21 protein-coding genes are annotated in these 22,431 nt (G+C 63.6%); 9 read left to right on the top strand and 12 right to left on the bottom strand.

Annotated elements, in window-relative coordinates:
* Positions 1 to 6: 6 nt before the first annotated feature.
* From AB7245_RS05095 to AB7245_RS05080, 4 genes are all read left to right on the top strand, one after another.
* Entirely contained in the window at positions 7 to 1,023 is a 1,017-nt protein-coding gene (locus AB7245_RS05095) for a sugar ABC transporter substrate-binding protein (protein WP_135214673.1), read from the top strand.
* A gap of 83 nt (positions 1,024 to 1,106) precedes the next feature.
* Positions 1,107 to 3,224: an ABC transporter permease subunit gene (locus AB7245_RS05090; RefSeq protein WP_167768027.1), complete on the top strand. Its 2,118-nt coding sequence runs from the start codon at positions 1,107 to 1,109 to the stop codon at positions 3,222 to 3,224.
* Positions 3,221 to 4,318 carry a hypothetical protein gene (locus AB7245_RS05085; protein WP_085403578.1) on the top strand — a complete coding sequence of 366 codons (1,098 nt, stop codon included), beginning with the start codon at positions 3,221 to 3,223 and terminating at the stop codon, positions 4,316 to 4,318. The genes AB7245_RS05090 and AB7245_RS05085 overlap by 4 nt, the downstream gene beginning before the upstream one ends.
* On the top strand, positions 4,315 to 5,811 hold the full coding sequence (locus AB7245_RS05080) for a sugar ABC transporter ATP-binding protein (protein WP_085403526.1): 1,497 nt from the start codon (positions 4,315 to 4,317) through the stop codon (positions 5,809 to 5,811). The genes AB7245_RS05085 and AB7245_RS05080 overlap by 4 nt, the downstream gene beginning before the upstream one ends.
* 10 nt (positions 5,812 to 5,821) lie before the next feature.
* On the opposite strand, the gene AB7245_RS05075 is transcribed toward AB7245_RS05080, so the two are convergent.
* The 3 genes from AB7245_RS05075 to AB7245_RS05065 all read right to left on the bottom strand — a co-directional run bounded on the left by AB7245_RS05075 (position 5,822) and on the right by AB7245_RS05065 (position 10,972).
* Complete coding sequence (locus AB7245_RS05075) at positions 5,822 to 6,310, bottom strand: DUF2059 domain-containing protein (RefSeq protein ID WP_085403525.1); 489 nt, start codon at positions 6,308 to 6,310, stop codon at positions 5,822 to 5,824.
* A 41-nt stretch (positions 6,311 to 6,351) separates the two neighbouring features.
* Positions 6,352 to 7,572 carry an OpgC domain-containing protein gene (locus AB7245_RS05070; protein WP_085403524.1) on the bottom strand — a complete coding sequence of 407 codons (1,221 nt, stop codon included), beginning with the start codon at positions 7,570 to 7,572 and terminating at the stop codon, positions 6,352 to 6,354.
* 343 nt (positions 7,573 to 7,915) lie between these two features.
* Positions 7,916 to 10,972 carry an ATP-binding protein gene (locus tag AB7245_RS05065; protein ID WP_085403523.1) on the bottom strand — a complete coding sequence of 1,019 codons (3,057 nt, stop codon included), beginning with the start codon at positions 10,970 to 10,972 and terminating at the stop codon, positions 7,916 to 7,918.
* Positions 10,973 to 11,256: 284 nt separating this feature from the next.
* Here AB7245_RS05065 and AB7245_RS05060 point away from each other — a divergent pair, with 284 nt between their 5' ends.
* From AB7245_RS05060 to AB7245_RS05040, 5 genes are all read left to right on the top strand, one after another.
* Positions 11,257 to 11,751, top strand: coding sequence for a hypothetical protein (locus AB7245_RS05060; protein WP_439033919.1), 495 nt, complete (start codon positions 11,257 to 11,259; stop codon positions 11,749 to 11,751).
* Positions 11,752 to 11,992: 241 nt separating this feature from the next.
* A complete protein-coding gene (locus AB7245_RS05055) occupies positions 11,993 to 13,030 on the top strand; it encodes a thermonuclease family protein (RefSeq protein ID WP_085403522.1) in 1,038 nt (345 codons plus the stop codon).
* Between the two features lie 354 nt (positions 13,031 to 13,384).
* Positions 13,385 to 14,917 (top strand): tyrosinase family protein, encoded by a 1,533-nt coding sequence (locus tag AB7245_RS05050; protein WP_085403576.1) that lies wholly within the window; start codon positions 13,385 to 13,387, stop codon positions 14,915 to 14,917.
* Positions 14,918 to 14,926: 9 nt separating this feature from the next.
* Complete coding sequence (locus AB7245_RS05045) at positions 14,927 to 15,706, top strand: DUF2182 domain-containing protein (RefSeq protein ID WP_085403521.1); 780 nt, start codon at positions 14,927 to 14,929, stop codon at positions 15,704 to 15,706.
* A 188-nt stretch (positions 15,707 to 15,894) separates the two neighbouring features.
* A complete protein-coding gene (locus AB7245_RS05040) occupies positions 15,895 to 16,248 on the top strand; it encodes a hypothetical protein (protein WP_085403520.1) in 354 nt (117 codons plus the stop codon).
* A gap of 10 nt (positions 16,249 to 16,258) precedes the next feature.
* Here AB7245_RS05040 and AB7245_RS05035 read toward each other — a convergent pair whose 3' ends face one another.
* The 9 genes from AB7245_RS05035 to AB7245_RS04995 all read right to left on the bottom strand — a co-directional run bounded on the left by AB7245_RS05035 (position 16,259) and on the right by AB7245_RS04995 (position 22,364).
* The gene (locus tag AB7245_RS05035; protein WP_085403519.1) at positions 16,259 to 16,696 is read right to left on the bottom strand and encodes a VirK family protein; all 438 of its coding nucleotides are present in this window, start codon (positions 16,694 to 16,696) and stop codon (positions 16,259 to 16,261) included.
* A gap of 75 nt (positions 16,697 to 16,771) precedes the next feature.
* Positions 16,772 to 17,083, bottom strand: a complete 312-nt coding sequence (locus tag AB7245_RS05030) for a chorismate mutase (RefSeq protein ID WP_085403518.1) — start codon at positions 17,081 to 17,083, stop codon at positions 16,772 to 16,774.
* The gene (gene ureG / locus AB7245_RS05025) at positions 17,080 to 17,769 is read right to left on the bottom strand and encodes an urease accessory protein UreG (RefSeq protein WP_085403517.1); all 690 of its coding nucleotides are present in this window, start codon (positions 17,767 to 17,769) and stop codon (positions 17,080 to 17,082) included. The genes AB7245_RS05030 and ureG overlap by 4 nt, the downstream gene beginning before the upstream one ends.
* Positions 17,766 to 18,350, bottom strand: a complete 585-nt coding sequence (locus AB7245_RS05020) for an urease accessory protein UreF (RefSeq protein WP_244623152.1) — start codon at positions 18,348 to 18,350, stop codon at positions 17,766 to 17,768. Before AB7245_RS05020 ends, ureG begins: the two co-directional genes overlap by 4 nt.
* A 137-nt stretch (positions 18,351 to 18,487) precedes the next feature.
* The gene (gene ureC / locus AB7245_RS05015; RefSeq protein WP_085403515.1) at positions 18,488 to 20,191 is read right to left on the bottom strand and encodes an urease subunit alpha; all 1,704 of its coding nucleotides are present in this window, start codon (positions 20,189 to 20,191) and stop codon (positions 18,488 to 18,490) included.
* Positions 20,192 to 20,203: 12 nt separating this feature from the next.
* The gene (locus AB7245_RS05010; RefSeq protein ID WP_085403514.1) at positions 20,204 to 20,542 is read right to left on the bottom strand and encodes an urease subunit beta; all 339 of its coding nucleotides are present in this window, start codon (positions 20,540 to 20,542) and stop codon (positions 20,204 to 20,206) included.
* A complete protein-coding gene (locus tag AB7245_RS05005; RefSeq protein ID WP_439033918.1) occupies positions 20,539 to 21,114 on the bottom strand; it encodes a HupE/UreJ family protein in 576 nt (191 codons plus the stop codon). Before AB7245_RS05005 ends, AB7245_RS05010 begins: the two co-directional genes overlap by 4 nt.
* Before the next feature lie 9 nt (positions 21,115 to 21,123).
* Positions 21,124 to 21,426, bottom strand: coding sequence for an urease subunit gamma (locus AB7245_RS05000; RefSeq protein WP_028148889.1), 303 nt, complete (start codon positions 21,424 to 21,426; stop codon positions 21,124 to 21,126).
* Positions 21,427 to 21,452: 26 nt separating this feature from the next.
* Positions 21,453 to 22,364, bottom strand: coding sequence for an urease accessory protein UreD (locus AB7245_RS04995; protein WP_245344206.1), 912 nt, complete (start codon positions 22,362 to 22,364; stop codon positions 21,453 to 21,455).
* Positions 22,365 to 22,431: the final 67 nt, after the last annotated feature.

Raw genomic sequence — 22,431 nt, 5'->3', positions numbered from 1 at the left:
GAAGCAATGAAGCATTTCGGCAGCCCGACAAAGACAATCGTTGCCGCACTGGGTCTTGCGGCGATGACCGCCCCGGCCCTGGCCCAGCAGGGCCTCGACGAGCCATTCCAGAAGCCGTTCAAGGAGGCACTGGCCGGCAAGACCGTGGCCTATGTGCCGGTCGCCATGAATTTCGACCTCACCGAGGGCTGGTATGCCGGACTAAAGAAGGAGCTCGAGCCGTTCGGCGTCAAGTTCGTGATCCGCGACGCCAACTGGAACACCAATGCCGGCGCGCAGGCCGTCACCTCGCTGATCTCGGAGAAGCCGGCGGTGATGGTGGTTCATAATCCGGACGTGCAGACCTACGCCAAGCTGCTGCAGCGCGCCGAGAACGAAGGCATCTACGTCATCCAGATCAACATGGGCTCTGCCTATCGCAGCTCGGCCTTCGTCGGCGCCAATTGGGTCGAGATCGGCGAACGCCAAACCGAAGGCGTGGTCAAGGCCTGCGAGGGCAAGTCCAACAAGATCGCGATCATCCAGGGTGCGCTGTCGGCCGCCGCGAGCGCCTATACGCTGAAGGGCGTCGAGAACGTTCTGGCCAAGCACCCTGAAATCAAGGTGGTCTCCAGCCAGGCCGCCGATTGGGACGCCGCCAAGGCCAAGGCGATCACGCAGACGGTGCTGAAGCAAAATCCCGATCTCTGCGGCATCGTCGGCTTCTGGGATGGCATGGACATCGGCACCGCGGCGGCGGTCAAGGAAGCCGGCCTCACCGGCAAGGTGTTTGTCGCGACCTCAGGCGGCGGCGAGCGCAAGGGCGCCTGTGAACTGGTGAAGTCGGGCGCGTTCGATCTCAACATGAGCTACGACGTGCCGACCCAGGCCGCGCAGATGGCCGGCACCATCAAATGGCTGCTGTCGTCGGGCGTCAAGCCCGGCTCGGTCAAGGGCTCGGAATACACCACGCTCATTCCGATCACCAAGGAGAACGCCGACAGCCAGATGGCCTGCTGGAATCTCAGCGACCTCAAGAAATAATTGTCGCGACGCAAGACCCTGGCGTCCCGGACGATCTCACGTCCGGGACGCGGTCTCGAAACTTGCAAGGTCCCGGAATTCCGATGCGCGACACTCTGACAAGCCTGCGTTACCGCTACTGGCCCGATCATCTCCTCGGTGAAATCCTGTCCAAGCGATGGACCGAGACAGCTATCCCGGTCATCCTCCTCCTGATCGTCGGCCTCGCGCTCAGCCGGTCCATCGACAATTTCCTGTCGCCAGCGAGCCTCGCCGACACCGCGCGCCAGGCTGGAGAGATCGGCTTCATCGCGCTCGGGCTGGCGCTGGTCGTCATCGTCGGCGGCATCGACCTCTCCGTCGGTTCGATCTTCGCACTGACCGATTTCTGTGCCCTCTATCTGCTCGACGTGCTGGGCTGGCCGGTCCCGGCGGTGGTGGCGGCCACCCTGCTTTGCGGTGCGCTGCTCGGCGCCGTCAACGGCATCCTGATCGGATATCTGCGACTGCGGGCCTTCATCACCACGCTGATCACCCTGATCATCTACCGCTCGGCCTACGATCTCCTGATCCAGCGTTACTCCAACGCGATCGCGTCGGCCTTCCCCGACATCCCGTCCTGGGATTTCATCGGCAGCGGCAGCGTCTTCGGCATTCCGACCGTGGCGCTCGTCTATATCGTCATCGCCATCTTCGGTCATATCTTCATGACCCGGCTGCGCCCGGGCTGGCACATCACCGCGATCGGCGGCTCGCGTCGCTCGGCGTACAATTCCGGCATCCCCGTCCGCCGCACCATCGCGCTCTGCTACGTCGCAAGCGGCGTGCTGACCAGCATCGGTGCGCTGTTCTTCGCGTCCCGGCTCGGCACCGTCGGTGGCGACATCGGCGTCGGCCTGGAGGTGATCGTGCTGACCGCGACGGTGCTGGGCGGCATCACGCTCGGCGGCGGCAAGGGCTCGGTCGCCAAATCGGCAGTCGGGGTGCTGATCGTGCTCCTGATCACCAATGGCCTGACGACCATGAATGCACGTGGCGGCGTCAACCGGATGGCGCTTGCCGGCATCCTGCTCGTTGCTGCCATGGTCGACATCCGCTGGCAGAAGAACCGGACGCGCATCATCAGCAAGGTCTACGTGGCCCCCACCTATCACGCGCTGCCGCCACCGCCGCCGACCGAGATCGGGCAAGGCGGCCCGTTCGAGCAGAACGACAAGCTGCGCAACGTCGAGTCGATCGGCCTCGGCCGCATCGAGGCGCCGGAGGACGTCATCCTCGACCGCCACGACAATCTCTATGCGGGTTCGCGCCACGGCGACATCATGCGCTTCCTCGCGCCCGACTATCAGAAGATGGAGGTGTTCGCCCATATCGGCGGTCAACCACTCGGCATGGCCTTCGACCGCGAGGACAATCTCTACGTCTGCATCGGCGGCATGGGGCTCTACCGGATCAAGCCTGACGGCACGGTTGAAAAGGCGACCGACGAGACCAATCGCAGCATGCGCTCGGTCAACGACGACAGCCGCCTGCGGCTCGCCGACGATCTCGACATCACCGACGACGGCCTGATCTTCTTCTCCGAGGCAACCGTGCGTTACGAGATGGACGAATGGCCGATCGACGGCCTCGAGGCGCGCGGCAATGGCCGCATCATCTCCTACGACACCAAGACCGGCGTGACGCGCACCGAACTGCGCGGCCTCAAATTCCCCAACGGCATCTGCGTCGCCAGCGACGGCCAGTCGATTCTGTTCGCCGAAACCTTCGGCTGCTCGATCAAGCGCTATTGGTTCGCAGGGTCAAAGAAGGGCAAGGTCGAGGTCGTCATGGACAATCTGCCGGGCTACCCCGATAACATCAACCTCGCCTCCGACGGCAATTACTGGCTGGCACTGGTCGGCATGCGCAGCCCCTCGCTCGACCTCGCCTGGAAGATGCCCGGCTTCCGTCGCCGCATGGGCAAGCGCGTTCCGGTCGATGAGTGGCTATTCCCCAACATCAACACCGGCTGCGTGGTCAAGTTCAACGAGCAGGGCAAGATCGTCGAATCGTTCTGGGACCTGCGCGGCGAAAACCATCCGATGATCACCTCGATGCGCGAGCATCGCGGCTATCTCTATCTCGGCGGCATCCTCAACAACCGGATCGGCCGCTACAAGCTCGACAACGCCGATCCGAACTTCGTCCAGTATGACAAGCGATGGGGGAAGCTGTCGTGATCGCGGCCGTCAGGGAGTTCGCCAACCGCTTTCTCGGGCGCGGCGACGCCACCATCACCGTGCCGTCCTTCGACGGCGCATTGAAGCCCAACCAGAAGCTGGAATCCGCCGAAACCTTGCTGACATGCGAGGCGCCGGAGGATCTCGCCACCGATGGCCGCAACCTCTTCATCGCGGACGGCCAGCGGCTGCTGTCTCTGAATGACGGCACGGCATCGGAAGTCCGCAGCTTCGAGCGGCCAATCTCGGCACTGTGTGCCCTCCCCGGCGGCGGTCTTGCGGTTGCGCTCGGGGGACGCGAGGTGCGGCTCTACGCAAGCCCCTCGGCCGAGCAGCCAAGCGTGACGTTTGCGGATGGCGCGTTCAACGCCGTCAACGCGCTCGCGTTAGCGGACGACGGCACGCTGATCGCGACGGACGGCTCGGCGACATGCGGCGTCGACGACTGGGCGCGCGACCTGATGGAACTCAACCGGACCGGCCGCGTGTTCAGGCTCGATCCCGCCAGCAAGACCGTGACACCGCTGGCTCAGGGGCTCGGCCATGCCTTCGGCGCCTGCGCGCATGGCAATGGCGTGCTGGTCAGCGAGAGCTGGCGCCACCGGCTCGTCCTTGTTGCGCCGGGCGCACCGCCGCGGACCGTGCTCGCTCACCTTCCCGTCTACCCCTCGCGGCTGTCGAAGGCCGCGGGCGGCGGCTACTGGCTCACCGCCTTCACCGCGCGCACGCAGCTGATCGAGTTCGTGCTGCGCGAGCCGGCCTACCGGCGCCGCATGATGGCGGAGATCGATCCAGCATATTGGGTTGCCCCACGCCTGCGCTCGGGCTTCTCGTTCAAGGAGCCGATGCAGGGTGCACACATCAAGACCATGGGCGTGATCAAGCCGTGGGCGCCGCCGCGCTCCTATGGCCTCGTCATCCGACTCGATGCAGATGGCCAGCCGCTCTATTCGCTGCACAGCCGGGTCGACGGCGCCAATCACGGTATCGTTGCGGCGATCGAGATGGGCGGCGATCTCGTCCTGATCGCCAAGGGACCGGGCCGCGTGCTGCGACTGCCGCTGTCCGGTCTTGCCGAGGAGTTCCGCTCATGAGCGACATCGCACTCTCGCTGCGCAAGGCCACAAAACTTTACGCCGGCGTGCCCGCCATCGACGGGGTCGACTTCGACCTCCGCCGCGGCGAGATCCACGCGCTGGTCGGCGAGAACGGCGCCGGCAAATCGACACTGACCAAGGTGATGGCCGGCGTGGTGACACTGACGTCAGGGACCATGACGATCGACGGCGCCGACGTCGCACCACGGACACCGCTGGAGGCGCGCAATCTCGGCATCGCCATGGTGTTCCAGGAAAACAGCCTGGTCCCGACCATGACGGTGGCGCAGAATCTGTTTCTCGGGCAGGAGAAGTTCTATAACCGCCTGCGCGGCATCTACATCGCTGCGCAACAGTTCCTGCAATCACTCAATTTCGACGTCACGCCGACCGCCACCGTCGGCGGCCTCGGCGCCGCCAAGAAGCAGATGGTGGAGATCGCGCGCGCGGTTTTGCACCGCGCCAAGGTCATCATCTTCGACGAGCCGACGGCGTCGCTGACGCCGGAAGAGAAGAAATACTTCTTTGACCTCGTCCGCGATCTCAAGAAGCGCGGCGTCTCGATCGTCTTCATCTCGCACGCCCTGGAAGAAGCTTTGCTGCTCGCCGACCGCATCACGGTCCTGCGCGACGGCAAGCACGTCGTCACCGACGATGCCACCAACTTCGACCGCGCGGCGATCGTGCAGGCCATGGTCGGGCGCGACCTCTCCAACACGCTCTACGGTGCGCGAAAGAGCAGCGTGCGGCCGGCCGGCGCGCGCGTGCTGACGGTGCAGAACCTGAAGATGGCGCCGATGGTGAAGAATAATTCCCTGTCGGTATTCGCGGGCCAGATCACCGGCGTGTTCGGCCTCGTCGGGGCCGGCCGCACCGAAACGTTCAAGATCGTCTCCGGCGTGCTGAAGCGCGACTTCTTCCATGGCGGCGAGATCCTGCTGCACGACAAGCCGGTGCGCTACCGGGTGCCGGCGCCGGCGGTGCAGGCCGGCATCGCCTATGTGACTGAAGACCGCAAGGTCGAAGGTTTCTTCGAGACGTCCTCGATCGCACGCAACATCTATCTCGGCCTTCTGTCGAAATTTCCCAAGGGCCGCATGATGCTGTCGCGGCGAGAGAACGAGGCGATCGGCAGGACCTGGATCGAACGGCTCAAGGTTCGCGCGATCGGCAACGACGGCAAGGTGGTCGAGCTTTCCGGCGGCAATCAGCAGAAGGTCGTGATCGCCAAATCGCTGGTTCAGGAGCCCGACCTGATCATCTTCGACGAACCCACGCGCGGCGTCGACGTCGGCGCCATCGTCGAGATCCACGAGTTGATCAACCAGCTCGCCGACGAGGGCAAGGCGGTCGTGGTCATCTCATCCTACCTGCCCGAGATCATGGCGCTCTCCGACCGCATCCTGGTCTCGCGCCAGGGCAAGGTCGTGGAGGAATTCTCCGCACTGGAGGCGACAGAGGAGAGGATCATGTACGCCGCGATCCACTGAGCATGACGGTCTACGGCTTGTGCGCTTTCTGGCGCAGCGCCTCGATGAGGCGCAGCTTTAGTTCATCTGCGGCCTTCTGGCTGACGTCCTGGCCGATCTGCGCGCTCGCCTGCGCCAGCGCATCGGACTTTTCCATAAACTTCCGGCCAGCAGGCTGGGCATAGAACGCCTCGATCTGGCGCAGCTCGTCGACGGTGAAGTTTTGGGCATAGAGCGCGGCGATCTGGTCGATCATCGAGGCAAAGAACGGCGCGTAGATGTCGGAGCCCGGCGCCGTCATTGCGTCATAGTCGCGCTCGATCTCAGGCCGGTCCTGCGCGACCACGGGTCTCAGCTTGAGCAGGAGCTGCGGGAGCGCCGCGCGATACTGATCAGCGATCTTCAGCGTGGCGACGAGTTTTCGCGCAGCATCCATCGCCTCGGGCGACGGCGCTTGCGCCGACGCGTTGCAGACGAGGAGCAGGAGGGCGCCGGCAATCGTCAACAAAAATCTCGACATGCATCTCTCCCGAAAAATCGTCCCGGCGACGCGATGTGCTCTCAGCGGCGAGCCGGAGCCGCGCCGATGATCGTTACCGGCGCGCCTTCGGCGGCGGCCTCCCGCTCGTCGTCGACATCCGTCACCTTGACGAAGAGGCTGGGCACCCGCTCGGCGCGGTCGAGCAGCCACGCCGCCCCGAACATGATGACGAAGCCGGCGAACGAGACGGCGAGTTGCTCCCAGACGCCCCTGGTGAATTGCATCAGGATCCAATGCGCCGAGAACGACAGGAACACGCTGAGGCAAAAGATCGGCAGCGAATGCTGGCCGCAGAGGATGACCGGGTGCAGCCATTTCAAATGCAACGCCTTCCAGTGGCGCGGGATAAAATAGATCACCCAGACCGCCAGCGCCAGAAAGTGCGTGAAGCGCAGCATGTCGAGGTCGGTCTTGTCGATCGGGTAGATCGCCTTGATCATCCATTTCGGGATCAGCGCCTCGAGCGCAGGGATGTGCCAGGTCATCACGATCAGGAACGCGAAGGCGAGCCAGGCCGCCGCCAGTCCCATCACCGCCTTCGACCACACCCATGTTGCGATCTTGTCGATCTGGCCGACGCCACACCAGGCCGCGAACACGAACATCAGCTGCCAGCAGAACGGGTTGAAGTACCAGGTCGTGCCCGGCGGATAGGAGGCGATGTTCCAGTCGAACCGGCGCGCCAACACATACAACACCACGGAGGCAGCCAGCGTCAGGTTCGGCCGGCGCACCAGGCCCCACACGATGAAGGGCGCGGCGAGCACCAGCGTGATGTAGAGCGGCAGCACGTCGAGATTGACCGGCTTGTAGCGCAGCGAAAGCGCCTGACCTATCAGGATGTCCGGATGGTCGAGAAAATTGTGAACGTTGAACTCGTCCGCATACATCGGGTTGTCGAACCTCCTGACCGTGCGCGCGATCTGCGCCGTGAACAGCAGGAACAGCATGATGTGGGCAACGTACATCTCGCCCGCGCGCCGCCACAGCCGCTTCAGCGCGGCGAGAAACCAGCCACCGGCGACGATCGGCCCGTAGATCCAGCCGACCAGATAGCCGGAGATGAAGACGAAGAACTCGGCGGCGTCGCTGAAGCCGTAGTTGCGCAAGGTCAGCCAGGCCACGACGTCGTGCGGGATGTGATCGAGGAAGATCATCCACAACCCGATGCCGCGGAAGAGATCGAGCCGCAAATCGCGCTCGACCGGCGCCAACAAAGCTGACTGGTCCCGTGTGCTCATGGCCCCGCCTCGTCCGGTGGGCGTCGCGCCGTCGCGGCGCCGAAGAAGATGCTAAAAAATGTAAATCAAAAGTCACCTGGCCCTGCGGCTAGTGCCGACGGTAGCCGACCTTGGCGTCCGTGCAAGGGGCTTCGTCATCGGGGCGCACAGACCGCGTCCGGCAAGTCATGAGACCTTGAACGGCGCCGGCTGGAGGTGGTGGTCCTCCCTGTAAAATGTCGAAAACAACCCATGCACAGTAGAGACGGTCTCTTAAGTCCTTGCTTTGCCTGCGAAACTCAAACGGCCCGTCGGGCAAAAAATCAGCCCCTCGGTACGATCGCACGCCAGGGAGGGAGCAGGGTCAGGTCAGCTCGCCGCCCCGGGCAAGCATCTCGGTCAGCATCGCCTCGGCCTTGTGCTGGAGCGGCAGCGCGCCGCTCTCGGAGGCGATCGCGATGGCCGCGCGCAAGGCGACGATGATCGCGGCCTTGTTCGCCGCATCCGTCGGCGGCGTCACCACGGCCTCGCCGAACAGCGCCTCGGCCTCGAGGCCGGAAAACCCCTGCTGGCGGGCGGTGTTGCGCGCCTCGCGCAGCATGTTCTGCGCGGCCTGGACGTCGCCGAGGCGGAAGGTTGCGAGCGCAAGGTAGATCGAGCTGCGCAGCACCGCCGAGGTATAGCCGACCGCCTTCGCCTCCTCGCGCGCCTCGGCCAGCATGCCGCGCGCCCGGTCGAACAGCCCCTGCTCCAGATAGGCGATGCCGAGATGACAGGCGAGCACCGGCACGAACAGCCGGATGCCGTGCTTCTGCGCCAGCACAAAACCGTCTTCGAGAATGGCAGCGGCCGCGGCCGGCTCATTGCGGCCGAGCATCAGCCAGCCGCCGCTATAGGCGGCGGCGACGCGGTCGTAGGGGCGGCCCGTCTCCTCCGCGATCGCAGCGGCTTGTTGCTGGAGCTGGCCAGCGGTGTCGAGCTCACCCATGACGGTGTGCGTGAAGCTCTTCATCATGCAGCAGAGGAGGAGCGTGTATTTTGGGGGAGTTCCGAAGGGCGCGCTTGCGTCCGGCCCCATGAGATTAGCGCCGCCTTGCGCCAACATCTGCTCCGCTTCGCGATATCGACCGGCGAGAAAATAGGCCTGTCCCAGATTGTATTGTGCAAGGTTGCGCCAACCCGGGTTGCCTGACTTCTCGGCGAGGCCAACGACCTCCTGGCCGAGCGCAACCGCTTCAGTTGGCGTTCCGTAGAAATTCTGTCCACCCGCCATGACGGTCATGGCGGCGACCTTTCTTCCGATGTCGTCAATTCCACTAGCCCGGCGTTCGGCCTCTTTTCCGAGATCGATCCACTCGGCAACCTGACCGGACCAGATGAATGCCATTCGCGCCTCCATCCGGAGGTCAATTGCATCTGCCTCCCGCGAGAGAGTCATCGGCATCTTGTCGAGCGAACTCATCGCGATCCCGAAATAGTCGACCGCATCGGCATACGCCGAGCGCACAAGACATTTCTGCGCGGCACCTCTCCCGTACCCGAACGCTTTCAGCCAATCCTTCGCGCGCATTGCGTGGTAGCAAAGCGTGTCAGGACCGTCGCTCCATGTCTCGTCGCTTTCGAAGGCCGCAAGTATTCGCCCATGTATATTTTCGCGCACCTTTTCGACCATCGACTCGTAGGTCACTTGGCGGACCATCTCGTGCTGGAACTCGATCGAGTCCTCAAGTTCACTATCGATCCTGACGAGGATCTCGGCTCGGTCGAGCGCTCCGAGGCAATCCTGGAGGATGTCTTCGGGCAGCGCGGCGACGTTCCGCAGCATCATCACGCTTGAGCGCGGCCCCAGCGCCGCCGCTATTTGGAGAACCGAGCGCTCCTGCCTTGAGACACGATCGAGCCGCGCCGCAATCACCCCCTGAATGCTGGTAGGGATGCCGAGCTCGTCAATAGGTCGAACGAGCGCAAGGTCACCCCACTGACCGCGAAGCGTGCCACTATCTTTCAGTCCACGGCAGACTTCCTCGAGAAATAGAGGAACGTTGGCAGTATGAGAGATGATCCGGTTCTTCAAATCGGTGTTCATCGCCGACGGTCCGAGCATATCGGCCAACATGGCCAATCCCGAATCGTCATCCAGAGGGCGCATTGCAATCACTTCCGCATGGCAGCGTGCGATCCACTCGGGCATGCCGTTCGGCCTGCTCGTGAGAAAAACTATCAGGTTGGGACTCTGTAACGACGCAATTGCAGCAACAACCGCATCGCTGGCTCGGTCGATCCAGTGCAGGTCCTCGATGAGAAGAACCGTACGCTGTTGAAAGGCCAGGCTTTGCACGATGGCGCAACTTGCATCGGAAATGGCACGCGCGCGCGCGTAAGGCTCCAGTTCACTCCAGCGATGATCCGCGACCGGAATATCCAATATGGAATCGATCGCGAGCTGATGGATTGCCGGCAACTCCTTTCGGATGTCGACCAGACTATCCGAATCTCTGGCGGCAAGTTCGATGATCGAAAGTATGGTGCGCTTGAGCGCGCTGAACGGCACGCCCTGAAGGTTCGGACTACACTCGGCGTCAATCAGCCGCCAGCCATCGGACTTGAGCTCCTGGGCGAACTCATGCGCGAGCCGCGATTTTCCGATGCCTGCATCGCCGATCAGCAGGACCGTCTGCCGGCTTGCACTGGACCTCTCCGCGGCACGTGCCAAAAGGGCCCGCTCAGTCGTGCGATCGACAAACCGCGAAACGCTCCGCGCTCGTCGCACCCGCCAGCTTGAAAGGTCGCTCGCTCCGACGACACGGTAGACCGGCAGCGGCTCGTTGAAACCGCGCAGCACCTTGCGACCCAAGGCTTCGAATCGGACATGTCCATCCGCGAGTTTCTGGCAGGCCTCCGACACGTAGATCCGATTGGCCTCGGCCGCGGCCTCCAGCCTCGCGGCAAGATGCTGAGCGGCTCCTCCGATCTCGTAGACCTTGGAAAACTCGCTGGCGACCATATAGGCGACGACGTGCCCCGAATGGAGGCCGACCCGAACCTGAAGTCCGGGATCGCCAAGGCTGCCGACCCGCCGGACAAGCTCGATGGCCGCATGGCAGGCCAGCGGAGCATGGTTGTCGTCGGCGATCGGGGCACCAAAGACAGCGGCCAAGCCGTCCCCCAACTCCTTGCTGACGATGCCGCCAAACTGGCGTACCGCGCCCCTCATGGCCGCCAGCGCTGGCTCCAGGCGTGAGACGGCCTCCTCCGGCTCCAATTCGGCAACAAGCCCTGTGGAGTCGATGACGTCGGCTCGGAGAATTGTCACAAACCGCCGCTCGCTGTCGGGATCAGCACGCCGACGTACCGCCGCCCCACACTTGGAGCACCAGCTATCGTCCGAATCAATCGCCGACTGGCACGCGAAGCAATGCATTCCTGCGCCTTCAAGGATCGCGGCGTCGCTGTCGTCCAGCGCCCGCGAGCAACTCGTGGTAAGAATACCTATCAAGAACCGCTTAGCAATCGGACTTGCCCATCGCCGTTAGCGGAGCACGGTGCGGTTGGCGATCTGGACGAAACACAGTCCTGAGTGGTAGCCTATGCAAATCCCAGCAAAGATGGGGCATATATTCGGCGAAGCCGGGTTGGCAAAACTAACCGGCGTCGCGGAGCTGTATGTATTTTCACAAAGCCAAGGACATATTGAGGGAAAAGACGATGGGGTCGAGAACTTACACCGGGGCTTCATTCAAAGATTTGATGAACGACAATTATTTCCCTCTGGAAAATATGCAGAGGAGCGTGGACATCCTCAAGGCGTCGCCGGACATCCACGTGCCGACCCTGGAGTACGGCCAGTACCATCTGATCCTGACGCCGGCGGACAAATGGCCGGACGGGAGCGCGGCGTACTGGTACAAGGAGAAGGGACGGGCTCGCGTCGACCTCACCACGCAGTTGAATACGGTCCCGCTGTCCAAGGACGAGCCCGGCGTGATCCCGCTGACGCGATGCGCGCTGCTCGATGCCTGCGTGCGGAAGTGCTTCAATTCCGAGCCGCCGATCCCGATGAAGACCAATATCATCACCCACGCGGCGAGCGATGCCTATGCCGACCGGCACGAGATCCGGCTGGAGTGGGAGTACGACAACGGTGAGGACCAGGCGCCGACGCTGCTCCACCTGACGATGGTCTGTCCGTACCGCCCCTGATTCCGAGCGGGAGCGGCAGCGCGGAGGCTTCCGCACCAATCGAAGATGGTCCGTCGTCGCCACAGCATGCGTTGCACGACGGACCAATCATGCCCCGCCCTCTCCGCTCGAAGGCCGCGTTGCACTGTCTCGCGGCCGCGCCCTGTCATGGACCTGTCGCACGAAAATGATCCGCTTCCGCCGTGCGCGTGCGAGTCGCCTGCTTGAAGCAGTCGCCGCGTTCGTTTGACAGGAGCGGCCGATGCCCGTTGGACTGCTGGAGGTCGTAGGCACCATCGATGTCGGCCAGTTCTGGCCGGAGGGCCGGTCGGACGCCGACACGACCAAGGTCGTGGTGAATGTCGCCCCTGACGCGATCCGCTTCCGCAAGAACGACCAGGTGCCGTTCCAGCCGACCCACGTCTTCGAGGGCGCCAAGGTCAAGGGCCGGACCGCGACGGCGCCGATCAAGAACGGCAAGCTCACCATTCGCCTTCAGGGCATCGACGCGCCGGAGCTGCATTATCAGCCCTCGCCGCTCTCGGCCGCCGAGAAGAAGGGCCTGAGCGACGCCAAGCGGCAGGCCTATCACGAGGTCACACACCCCTACCGGCAGTTTCTTGGCGCGACGACGAGCAAGGCGCTGCATGACTTCCTCAGCAGCGCCGGCGGGCCGACGCTCGCCTGCCGCGTGTTCACCCATGTCGATGCGCCGAACGAGGTGTTCGACACCTATGGCCGGCTGGTCGGCGACATCGAGGTGACGGTCGCCGGCAAGAAAATCGACATCAACCACTGGCTGGTCGAGCAGGGCTTTGCCTATCCGACCTTCTATTCTTCGATGAACGACGACGAGATCAAGGCCTTCCTCGCGCTTGCGAAGCCCGCACGCGCGCAGAAGCTGCCGGTCTGGAAGCATCTCGCCAAGACGATTCCCGCCTTCGACTTCGACCTGCGCGAACCCAGGAAGAACGAGACCGACGTGCTCGCGACCGACAAGGGCCCGGTGATCCTGCCAAAGCTCTATCGCCGCTACACCAACTGGTCGGCGCGCAAGAAGGCGAAGGTGACGAGCCAGACCTTCCAGAAATTCTTGGGCGAAGGTTCCGGCGGCAAGCCCGACACCTGCTACGAGATCGACGACTTCCTGACCAACGGTGTGCACTCGGCCACGCCGCGCAATTTCGCCGACTTCGTCGAGGGCGGCAAGACGATCAAGTTTCAGCCGGAGGGGCTGGTGTTCGGCGAAGCGCCGTCGAGCCTCGTGGGGGCGGACGGCAAGCCGATCACGACGTTCTGAGGACGCGCGCGGCCGACCGGGATTGACGGCGTTTTGTCGCAGATTGTTGCCGGCCGTGAGCTCGCACGTTCATGCGCCGCTATTCTCCTGTCGTTGCAGGCATTTCCGGCGGCCGAGCCTGGCCGATCAAAGACCGCTCGCGCTAACGGTTAGAATTCGCTACTACACAACCATAGATTTTTCGTCTATTTTCCTGGCCGCGGCGATTGCAGGGCGTCCTCGGTCGAAGTCCGAGTGACCCAAGATGCCGGCTCTCAAGGCGAGCTGGTGGATGAGAGGAAGATCAATCCGGCGGAGCCGCCTGCCCGTTCTCTCGGCCGGCCGGCGCCGCAGTCAAGCGACAAGGAGAACGGCATGCTGGTTCGACAGAACGTGTGGGAGCTTGGCGGCGACTGGGCGGATCCGATTCTCTGGTACGCGCGCGCGGTTGGCGCATTGAGGCCGAAGCCGCTCAACGATCGAACCAGCTGGCGCTTCTGGGCCGGCATGCACGGCTATCATCAGGGCCTGTGGGAGTTCTACGGCTACAAGGCGCCTGCCGAGCAAGTTCCTGCCCAGGCCGACTTCGACGAGTTCTGGCAGCAATGTCAGCACGGCAGCTGGTATTTTCTGCCGTGGCACCGCGGCTATCTGATCGGATTTGAGAAGCTCATTCGTTCGACCGTCGTGACGCTCGGCGGGCCGCCTGACTGGACCTTGCCCTACTGGAACTACTTCAAACCCGGTCAGGATGGCTTGCCGCCGGCATTCGGCAGCCCGGACTGGCCGGACGGCACAGGCAACAATCCCCTCTTCATTGAACAGCGGTGGGGACCCGGCGATCCCTCGCAGCCCGGCAAGGTCTTCGTCCCGCTCGACGCCGTGAACCTGGACGCGATGGACGTTCACGAGTTCACCGGTGTGGCAAGTGGCGGCGACCGCGGCTTCGGTGGCATCGACACCGGCTTCGAGCACGGCGGCACCAAGCATGGCGACATCGAAAGTCAACCGCACGACCAGGTTCACGGCCTTGTCGGCGGCGAGAAGATGTTCCCGGAGGCGAGCACGAGGCCATTGCCGGGACTGATGTCGTCACCGGTGACGGCCGGCCTGGATCCCATCTTCTGGCTGCACCACGCGAATATCGATCGGCTGTGGCAAAGCTGGAGGCAGAGCGATTCCCAAAACACGGATCCGGAAGAAGCCAGCTGGAAGAAGGGACCTGCCAGCCTCGGCCAGCACAAATTTGTCGTTCCTCTCCCCGACGGCTCGCAGTGGGAGTACACGCCGGAACAGATGTCGGACTTTGCCGGGGTGGGCTATACTTACAGCGATTTCTCGCCGGCAGGCGCGCCATTGGCGGCCGTCGCCGGCAGGACAGCGACATCACCCGGAGCGGTCGCGATGGCGAGATCGACTGGAGCAGCAGTTGAGGTGCTTGGCGCCAATGCCCAAGCGCTTCCCGTCGCTGGGAAAGGCGCCGAGACCTCCGTCCAGCTTGATGCGCGTACGCATACGAAAGTTGCCGCCAGGCTGGCTGCCGGCCCTGCGCCCGGGGCACGCGCTGAGCAGGTCTTCCTCAATCTGGAGAATGTGCGCGGATATTCCGACGCCACCGTGCTGCAGGTGTATCTGCAGTTTGCGGGGAAGGACGGCGCGCCGTCCTTCGAGCGGCAGGTCGGGAGCATCGGGCTCTTCGGCATCACCAAGGCGACGGAGGGCGATACCGGGCACGCGGGAGACGGCTTGTCGTACGCGCTGAACATTACCAAGCCCTATTCGGAGTTCGCCGGTTCGGGCAATACCGATCTCGCAAAGGTCGGCGTTCGTCTCCAGGCCGTCGCGCCGGTGCAGCAGTCGGCCGACGTGAGTGTCGGCCGCATCAGCATCGTCCGACAGGGCGATTGACGGCCGCTCATGACGCCCGCGGCCTACGAGCGTCTGCAAATCCGTATTCCGCTCACCGTCGCGGCAGCCGCCGCGTGGGCGGCCGTCGTGGCGTTGTCGGACCAGCGCAGGCTCGTCGCCTTCTGCAACAGCGATGTCTGGCCGGCACTGTCGCTCGATCAGCTCGCCCTTGCCATGACGTTCTATTCGCCGGCAAGACTCGCCGGCGAATGGATGCTGATGGTCGCGGCGATGATGATGCCGATGCTCGCGGGCGCTCTTGGGCACGTGCGTGCGCGAAGCCTGCCGCGCCGACGCATGCGGTCGATGGCGCTCTTCATGATCGGATATTGCGCCATCTGGGTTGCCTGTGGCGTTCCCATCGTGCTGGCCGTCCTGGCGCTGCAACTGGTGCAATCATCATCGATCGTCACGATCGCATTGGCGGGATCGCTCGTCCTGGTCTGGCAATTCTCCCCCGGGAAACAGATTTGCCTGAACCACTGCCACGACCAGCCGCCGCTAGCGGCGTATGGGATCAGGGCCGATCTGGCTGCTCTCGGATATGGCGTCACCCAGGGGATCTGGTGTTGCGGAGCCTGCTGGGCGCTGATGCTCGTTCCGTTGGCGACGCAAGGCGGGCATTTGCCGGCGATGGCCGCGACCAGTGCATTCCTGATTGCCGAGCGCCTGGACAAACCGCGGCGCCCGGCGTGGGAGGTGCGATGGCCATCGACCGCTGCCAGGCTGCTATGGTTCAGGCTCGGCCTTTGGCGACGCTCGGAGAGCGCCGGAGTGAAGGCAACCTGATCGGTGCCGACGGCACGCGCGACGACGCGATTCCCGCAGGCGACCGGGCAAACTTTGCCGGCGACACCGCCGCACCGGCAATTTTTTCAAGCTGCCGATGAGCGCGAGCCCGGAAACATCGGGAAATCCAACGAATTGATTTGGCACGCACGTTGCTTGCCCTTCGCGATCGTCTCGAGGGGCCTAACATGCAAGTCACGCCAGGAGCATCAATCTTCGGCTACCAGCCTGCAAAAGCCGGCTCAGCGACCGGTGCATCGAAGCCGTCGGTGACCGACAATGGCGGGCCCTCGCAAGCAAGCGAAGATGGCGCATCGGGCGACAGCAGCGTCGTGCAGGAATTCCTGAAATACGCGAAGATGAATCCCTTCGACCGTATGCGGGCTGCCATTCTGAAGAGCATGAATCTCAGCGAGGCCGACCTCGCCAACATGACCCCGGACCAGAAAGCGGCGGTGGAGCAGAAGATCCGGGACGCCATCGAAAAGGAGCTGGAGAAGAAGGGCCAGCAGCCCGGCAGCCTGGTCGACCAGTCCGCGTAACGACCGCGCATCACCAGTGGAATGTCGCGCCTTTTCCAATCTCGCAATCGAATGCCGTATCCTTGAGAACGGCGTCATTGACGGCGTCCAGGATCATCGTGCGCGCTTCGATCCTGCCGTTTGGGTGCACCCTGAACGACAGGAATTCCCTGACCGCCTTGTCCGGTCTCACCGTGAAATGGGTCGTCGCGAAAGCGATCGTCCCGTCAGGCTGGATCATGTATCCGTCAAACCGCATGCTCGCCTTGACCGGAGGTCCCGCCGCGCCCGTGCCGCGAACTTGACAGGCTGAAAGGTCCACGAGCATGCGAAATTCCTTGCCATCGACGATCGCCTTGTTCAGCGCCGCATAGTCGGCGTTTCCGGGTTCGTCCGCGATCGCGGGGCGCGTCCAGAAGCTTGCTACGATCGCCAGAGCGGCAGCGCAGTTGCGCAGATCATTCGACAAATGTGGCTCCCAGGGATGGCGGCTCTCGGCTGGACCTCGTTTCGCCGGAGCAGGCTTGCGATGATATTCGTCGCTCTAGCCGGCTCCCGACTCGAACTTCACCGCCTCATGATTGGTGATGACCTCTCGAACGACCAGGGCATGCAGCTTCCGGGTAAAGTCCGGATCGAGCCCGCTCTGTGCGGCGAGCATGCGAAGCCGCTTCAATTGCGCCGCTTCACGTCTGGGATCCCGGGATTCCAGTCCATGCCTGGCCTTGAGCTCTCCGATCGCATCCGTGCAGCGAAAGCGTTCTGCGAGCAGGTGCACCATCGCCGCATCCAGATTGTCGATGCTGCGGCGCAGCCTGGCGAGATCGCCGGCAAACTCCTGGTCATCATCCGTCATCGATCGGCACCTCCAGGCAGCGCCGCGGCGGACAACCCGCCCTTCTGCAGAATGAAGCCCGCGATCTCATCGACACCCTGGCCACTCTTCAGATTGGAGAAGATGAACGGTCGCGCGCCTCGCATCCGCCGTGCGTCCGCTTCCATGATCTCCAGATTCGCGCCCACCATGGGAGCCAGATCGATCTTGTTGATCACCAGCAGATCGGATCGCATGATCCCCGGCCCACCCTTGCGCGGGATCTTCTCTCCTGCGGCGACGTCGATGACGTAGACGGTCAGGTCCGCAAGCTCCGGGCTGAAGGTGGCGGCGAGATTGTCGCCGCCCGATTCGACGAAGCAAAGCTCCGCGTCCGGAAACTTCAGGTTCATGTCGTGGATCGCCGCCAGGTTCATCGAGGCGTCCTCCCGTATGGCCGTATGCGGACAGCCACCCGTTTCCACCCCCATGATGCGCTCTGCCGCCAAGGCCTGCGCGCGGGTCAGGATGAGCTGATCCTCCTTGGTGTAGATGTCGTTGGTGATGACGTAGATCTCGTAGAAATCGCGCAGGTGCTTGCACAGCGCCTCGACCAGCGCCGTCTTTCCGGAACCGACAGGGCCGCCGATGCCGACGCGCAGCGGCCCGTTGGTTGCCGCAATGCCGGACGTGCGGAGAGACCTGCTCTCGCGTTCAATCGTCTTCATGAGCGAAACAACCTCGTATATTGGAGCTCGTGTGCGATGGACGCGAGTTCAACCATCAGGCCCGCCGAACCGAGATCGTCGACCGTCTCACGGCTTGCGATTTCACTGCGCGACAGGATCGGCAGCTCGAGCGCCGCGATGGCAAGCTGACCATCGGTCTGGCCGAGAGGCACCAATCGCACGCCCGCGCTCACCAGATTGGCGACGTAGCTGTGCAGGAATGCCGGCAGCGCGATTTCGACGGCAATCCGCTCGCGCGCCGCCCGCGCTCCGAGCAGGACAGCCAGCACGGGCGGGCATTTCGGGTCGGAGAACATGTCCAGAATTCGATCCGGCCAGACGCTGCGAAGGGTCGTAAGGCACGCGGACGATTGCTGGGCGGATTCGAGCACGAATTCGGATGTGCCGCGGGAAGCGGCTGCGAGCTCGGCCAGATCCGGAAGCTGGTCCTCGACGCCCTCGGCCACGCATCGGTAGGCTTCGCTGAAGAAGATGGCTTCGTTTCGGCCGGAGCCATAGCAAAGGTCGGCCTCGAGCCAATCGATCAGGCTGCGCCGATCGGAGACATAGCCGGCCTCCACGGCCCACTCCAGTCCGTGCGAGTAGCTGTAGGCCCCGTTCGGAAACGACGGCGAGAGCCAGCTCTGCAGCCTCAGGAACGCCAGCGCCTGCTGTCCATAACTCTGGTCTGTCATCGCACCACCATGCCGGCAACGCGTCAGTACATGAAATAGCGCTGCGCCATCGGGACCACATTCACCGGCGGACACGTGAGCAGCCGTCCGTCGGCCCGCACCTCGTAGGTTTCGGGATCGACCTCCATGAGGGGCAGCGCGTCGTTGAGGATCATGGAATGCTTGCCGATCGATCGCGTGTTCGAGACCGGCAGGAGTTGCTTGGCCAGGCCCAATTGTCTCGTCGTTTCGAGCGAGGCCTGACTGACGAAGGTCACGGAATTTCTGCCGGGAGAACGGCCAAAGGCGCCGAACATCGGCCGGTAATATTCCGGCTGAGGCGTCGGGATCGACGCATTGGGGTCGCCCATGATCGCGGCGACGATCATGCCGGATTTCAGGACCATGTCGGGCTTGATCCCGAAGAACGCCGGATCCCAGACGACGATGTCCGCGAGCTTTCCGACCTCGACCGAACCGACATGGCGTGACATTCCCTGCACGATGGCCGGATTGATCGTGTATTTCGCGACGTAGCGCCGCGCCCTGAAATTGTCGTTCTGCCCGGTCTCCTCCGGCAACCGCCCGAACTGCTTCTTCATCTTGTCGGCGGTCTGCCATGTCCGGGTGATCACCTCGCCGACGCGCCCCATCGCCTGGCTATCCGACGACACGATCGAGAACGCGCCGAGGTCGTGCAGGATGTCCTCGGCGGCGATCGTCTCCTTTCGGATGCGGCTCTCCGCGAAGGCGACATCCTCCGGAATGCGGCGGTCCAGATGGTGGGTCACCATCAGCATGTCGAGTGCTTCGTCGAGCGTGTTCGCGGTGTAGGGACGCGTCGGATTTGTCGAGGCCGGAATGACGTTGCTCTCGCCGCAGACCTTGATGATGTCAGGCGCATGCCCGCCGCCGGCCCCTTCCGTATGGGCCGCATGGATCGTCCTGCCCTTGAACGCGGCGATCGTGCGCTCGACGAACCCGCCTTCGTTCAGGGAATCGGTGTGGATCATGACCTGCACGTCCATGTCGTCCGCGACAGAGAGGCAGCAGTCGATCGATGCGGGCGTTGCGCCCCAGTCTTCGTGCAGCTTCAGGCCGCACGCGCCGGCTTCGATCTGCTCGACCAGGCCCGCGGGTAGGCTCGCATTGCCCTTGCCGAAAATGCCGAAGTTCATCGGGAACCCATCCAGCGCCTCGAGCATCCGATGGATGTGCCATGGCCCCGGCGTACAGGTCGTCGCCGTCGTCCCTGCGGCAGGTCCGGTGCCGCCACCCATCATGGTCGTGACGCCCGAGAAGAGCGCCTCGTCGATCTGCTGCGGGCAGATGAAATGAATGTGCGTATCCATTCCGCCGGCGGTGATGATCTTGCCCTCGCCCGCGATGATTTCCGTCCCCGGCCCAATGATGATGGAGACACCCGGCTGAATGTCGGGGTTGCCCGCCTTGCCGATGGCCGCAATGAGCCCGTCCCTGATCGCGATGTCGGCCTTGACGATTCCCCAGTGATCGAGGATCAGCGCGTTGGTAATGACCGTATCGACCGCCCCCTGCGCGCGCGTGAGCTGCGATTGTCCCATGCCGTCGCGAATGACCTTGCCGCCGCCGAACTTGACCTCCTCGCCATAGATCGTGAGGTCCCTCTCGGGCTCGATGAACAGGTCGGTATCCGCCAGGCGCACCTTGTCGCCGACCGTAGGGCCGAACATCTGCGCATAGGCCGCGCGGCTCATCGTGTGGGGCATGTCTTCCTCACCTTATTCGTTGGCGCCGGACGCACCGGTCGCCGATTCCAGAGGTCCCATCACGCCGCCGCTGAAGCCGTAGATGCGCCGCGCTCCGGCAAACGGGATCAATGAGACCTCGCGCGACTGGCCCGGCTCGAACCGCACGGCCGTCCCGGCCGGGATATCGAGGCGACACCCACGGGCAGCGGATCGATCGAACGCGAGTGCGGCGTTCACTTCGGCGAAATGATAATGGCTGCCCACCTGGACCGGCCGATCGCCGGTGTTGGCTACGGCAATCGATGGTCCGGTCCGGTCCCCGTTCAGGACGATGTCGCCGTCAGCCGGAATGACCTCCCCGGGAATCATGCCACGCCTCCAAGCAGCAGCAGCCCGACAAGCCCGGCGCATACGCCCGCCGCGCGAAGCAAACTTCTTCTGGCCGCGTTTCCTCCTGAGAACCCGATGACCATGCCGGTCAGGAGAAGAGCGGCGGTCGCCGTCGTGAAGCCGATCACGTAGGGAACAAGCATCGCAGCGGCGTCAGTTCCGTGGGCGTGACCATGGAAGAACGCAAACAGGCCGACGGCCGCCGCGCCGAGCATGACGGGTATCCTGAATTCGAACGCAACGAACGCTCCCAGCGCCACCACCGAGAGGCTGATCGCCGCCTCCACAAAGCCCATCTGAAGTCCCGCGCTTGCGGCGGCGAAGCCGCCCAGCATCGCGATCAGAAAGGTCAGCGGCCACACGGCTCTCGCGGATCCGCCCACAAGCGCGCTCCACGTTCCCACCAAGGTGATCGCAATCAGATGATCCGCGCCGCTGAACGGATGGACGAGACCGGCGTCGAACGAACTGCCCGCGCCCGGAATGGGATGAGCGAAGGCCGGCGCCGCAAGCAGGCTCAACGCGGCGACGCAAATCGGGATGATACGCATCATCAGCTCCTATCGGATCGGGTTGTGCACCGGGACAAGCTTGGTCCCGTCCGGAAACGTCGCCTCCACCTGGATCTCGCGGATCATTTCCGGGATGCCCTCCATGACCTGGTCGCGGCGCAGCAGCCGGCCGCCTTCGGACATGAGATCCGCGACCGATCGTCCGTCGCGGGCGCCTTCCATGATGGCATCCGAAATCAATGCGATGCTTTCGGGATAATTCAGCTTGACGCCGCGCGCGAGCCGGCCGCGCGCAACGATCGCGGCGAGGGCTATCATCAGCTTGTCTCGTTCCCGTGGCGTCAGATTCAAGATGCTCCTCCCACTTGGCCGCGCTGCTAACAGGACCACATCTTCGGCACTCCGAAGGGACCGGATCCGAGCTCATGGTCGAGTTGATCGAGGAAGCGGCGCAGACCTCGCCTGAGATCCACGCTTGCAATCGCGGCGACCCGGACGACGATGATCGCGCCCACGATCGTGACGCCGCACGCGCATTCCAGCGAAGCACCGATCTCGCGCAATCTCTCGAGCCGGGCCTCAAGGCCCGGACCGAAATAGATCATCGTCGCAATAGCCTTCCAGTTCGAGAGCAGCGCCGTCTTCCGAAGCTGCAGGAGCGCCTGGTCGGAGGCGAGGAAGCCATCTGCCCACACCAGACGGCCGTCGACCCTGACGCGCCAACTGTCCAGGATATGTCCGGCAAGAACCTCCTCGCCGCTCTCGATGCGGCCAAGAACCAGCCATTCGAGGGCAATCAATTCGGTGCCCGAGCACACATCGATCTCGGTGTGCCGCGCGATGCGCGCCTGGTTGAAGACGATGGTCTCTTGCGGAAGCCACGCAAGCCGGGCATTTCCCTCAGCCCTTAACCGCGTCCGGATTCGGGCGGGCCGATCCAGCGCGCGATAGACCTTCTCCGCGGCCTGCGTGGTCACCGCGACCGACGCGTTGCCTTGAGCGACCACCTCGATCCTGATCTCGTCGCCACCCGCGACACCGCCCGAGGTATTAATGAGGACCGCCTCCTTGCGCCGGCGATCGTCGACATTCGGGAAGGCAACGGCCATCGGAAACTTCTGATAGACGTCGATGATCTCCGTGCCGTTTGCGGCGCCGGAGAACACCACGCGAGCTTCCCCGACAGCGCGCTGCAGATCGAATTTTTCCGTGGCGCCCTGCCCTTCTCCCGGATGGCCGGGATGAGCCGCGGATGTCCCGCGAGAGCGCTCATGAATTGCTTCAAACATCCGTCTCGGGGCTCATGATTGACCGTGTGTGTCTCGCATATCGGCGAGGGAGAGGCCGGGCGTGGAA

Source organism: Bradyrhizobium sp. 604_D8_N2_3, from assembly GCF_051810765.1.
GTDB classification, from domain to species: Bacteria; Pseudomonadota; Alphaproteobacteria; order Rhizobiales; family Xanthobacteraceae; genus Bradyrhizobium; species Bradyrhizobium barranii.
This window is presented reverse-complemented; position numbering and strand designations above follow the sequence as displayed.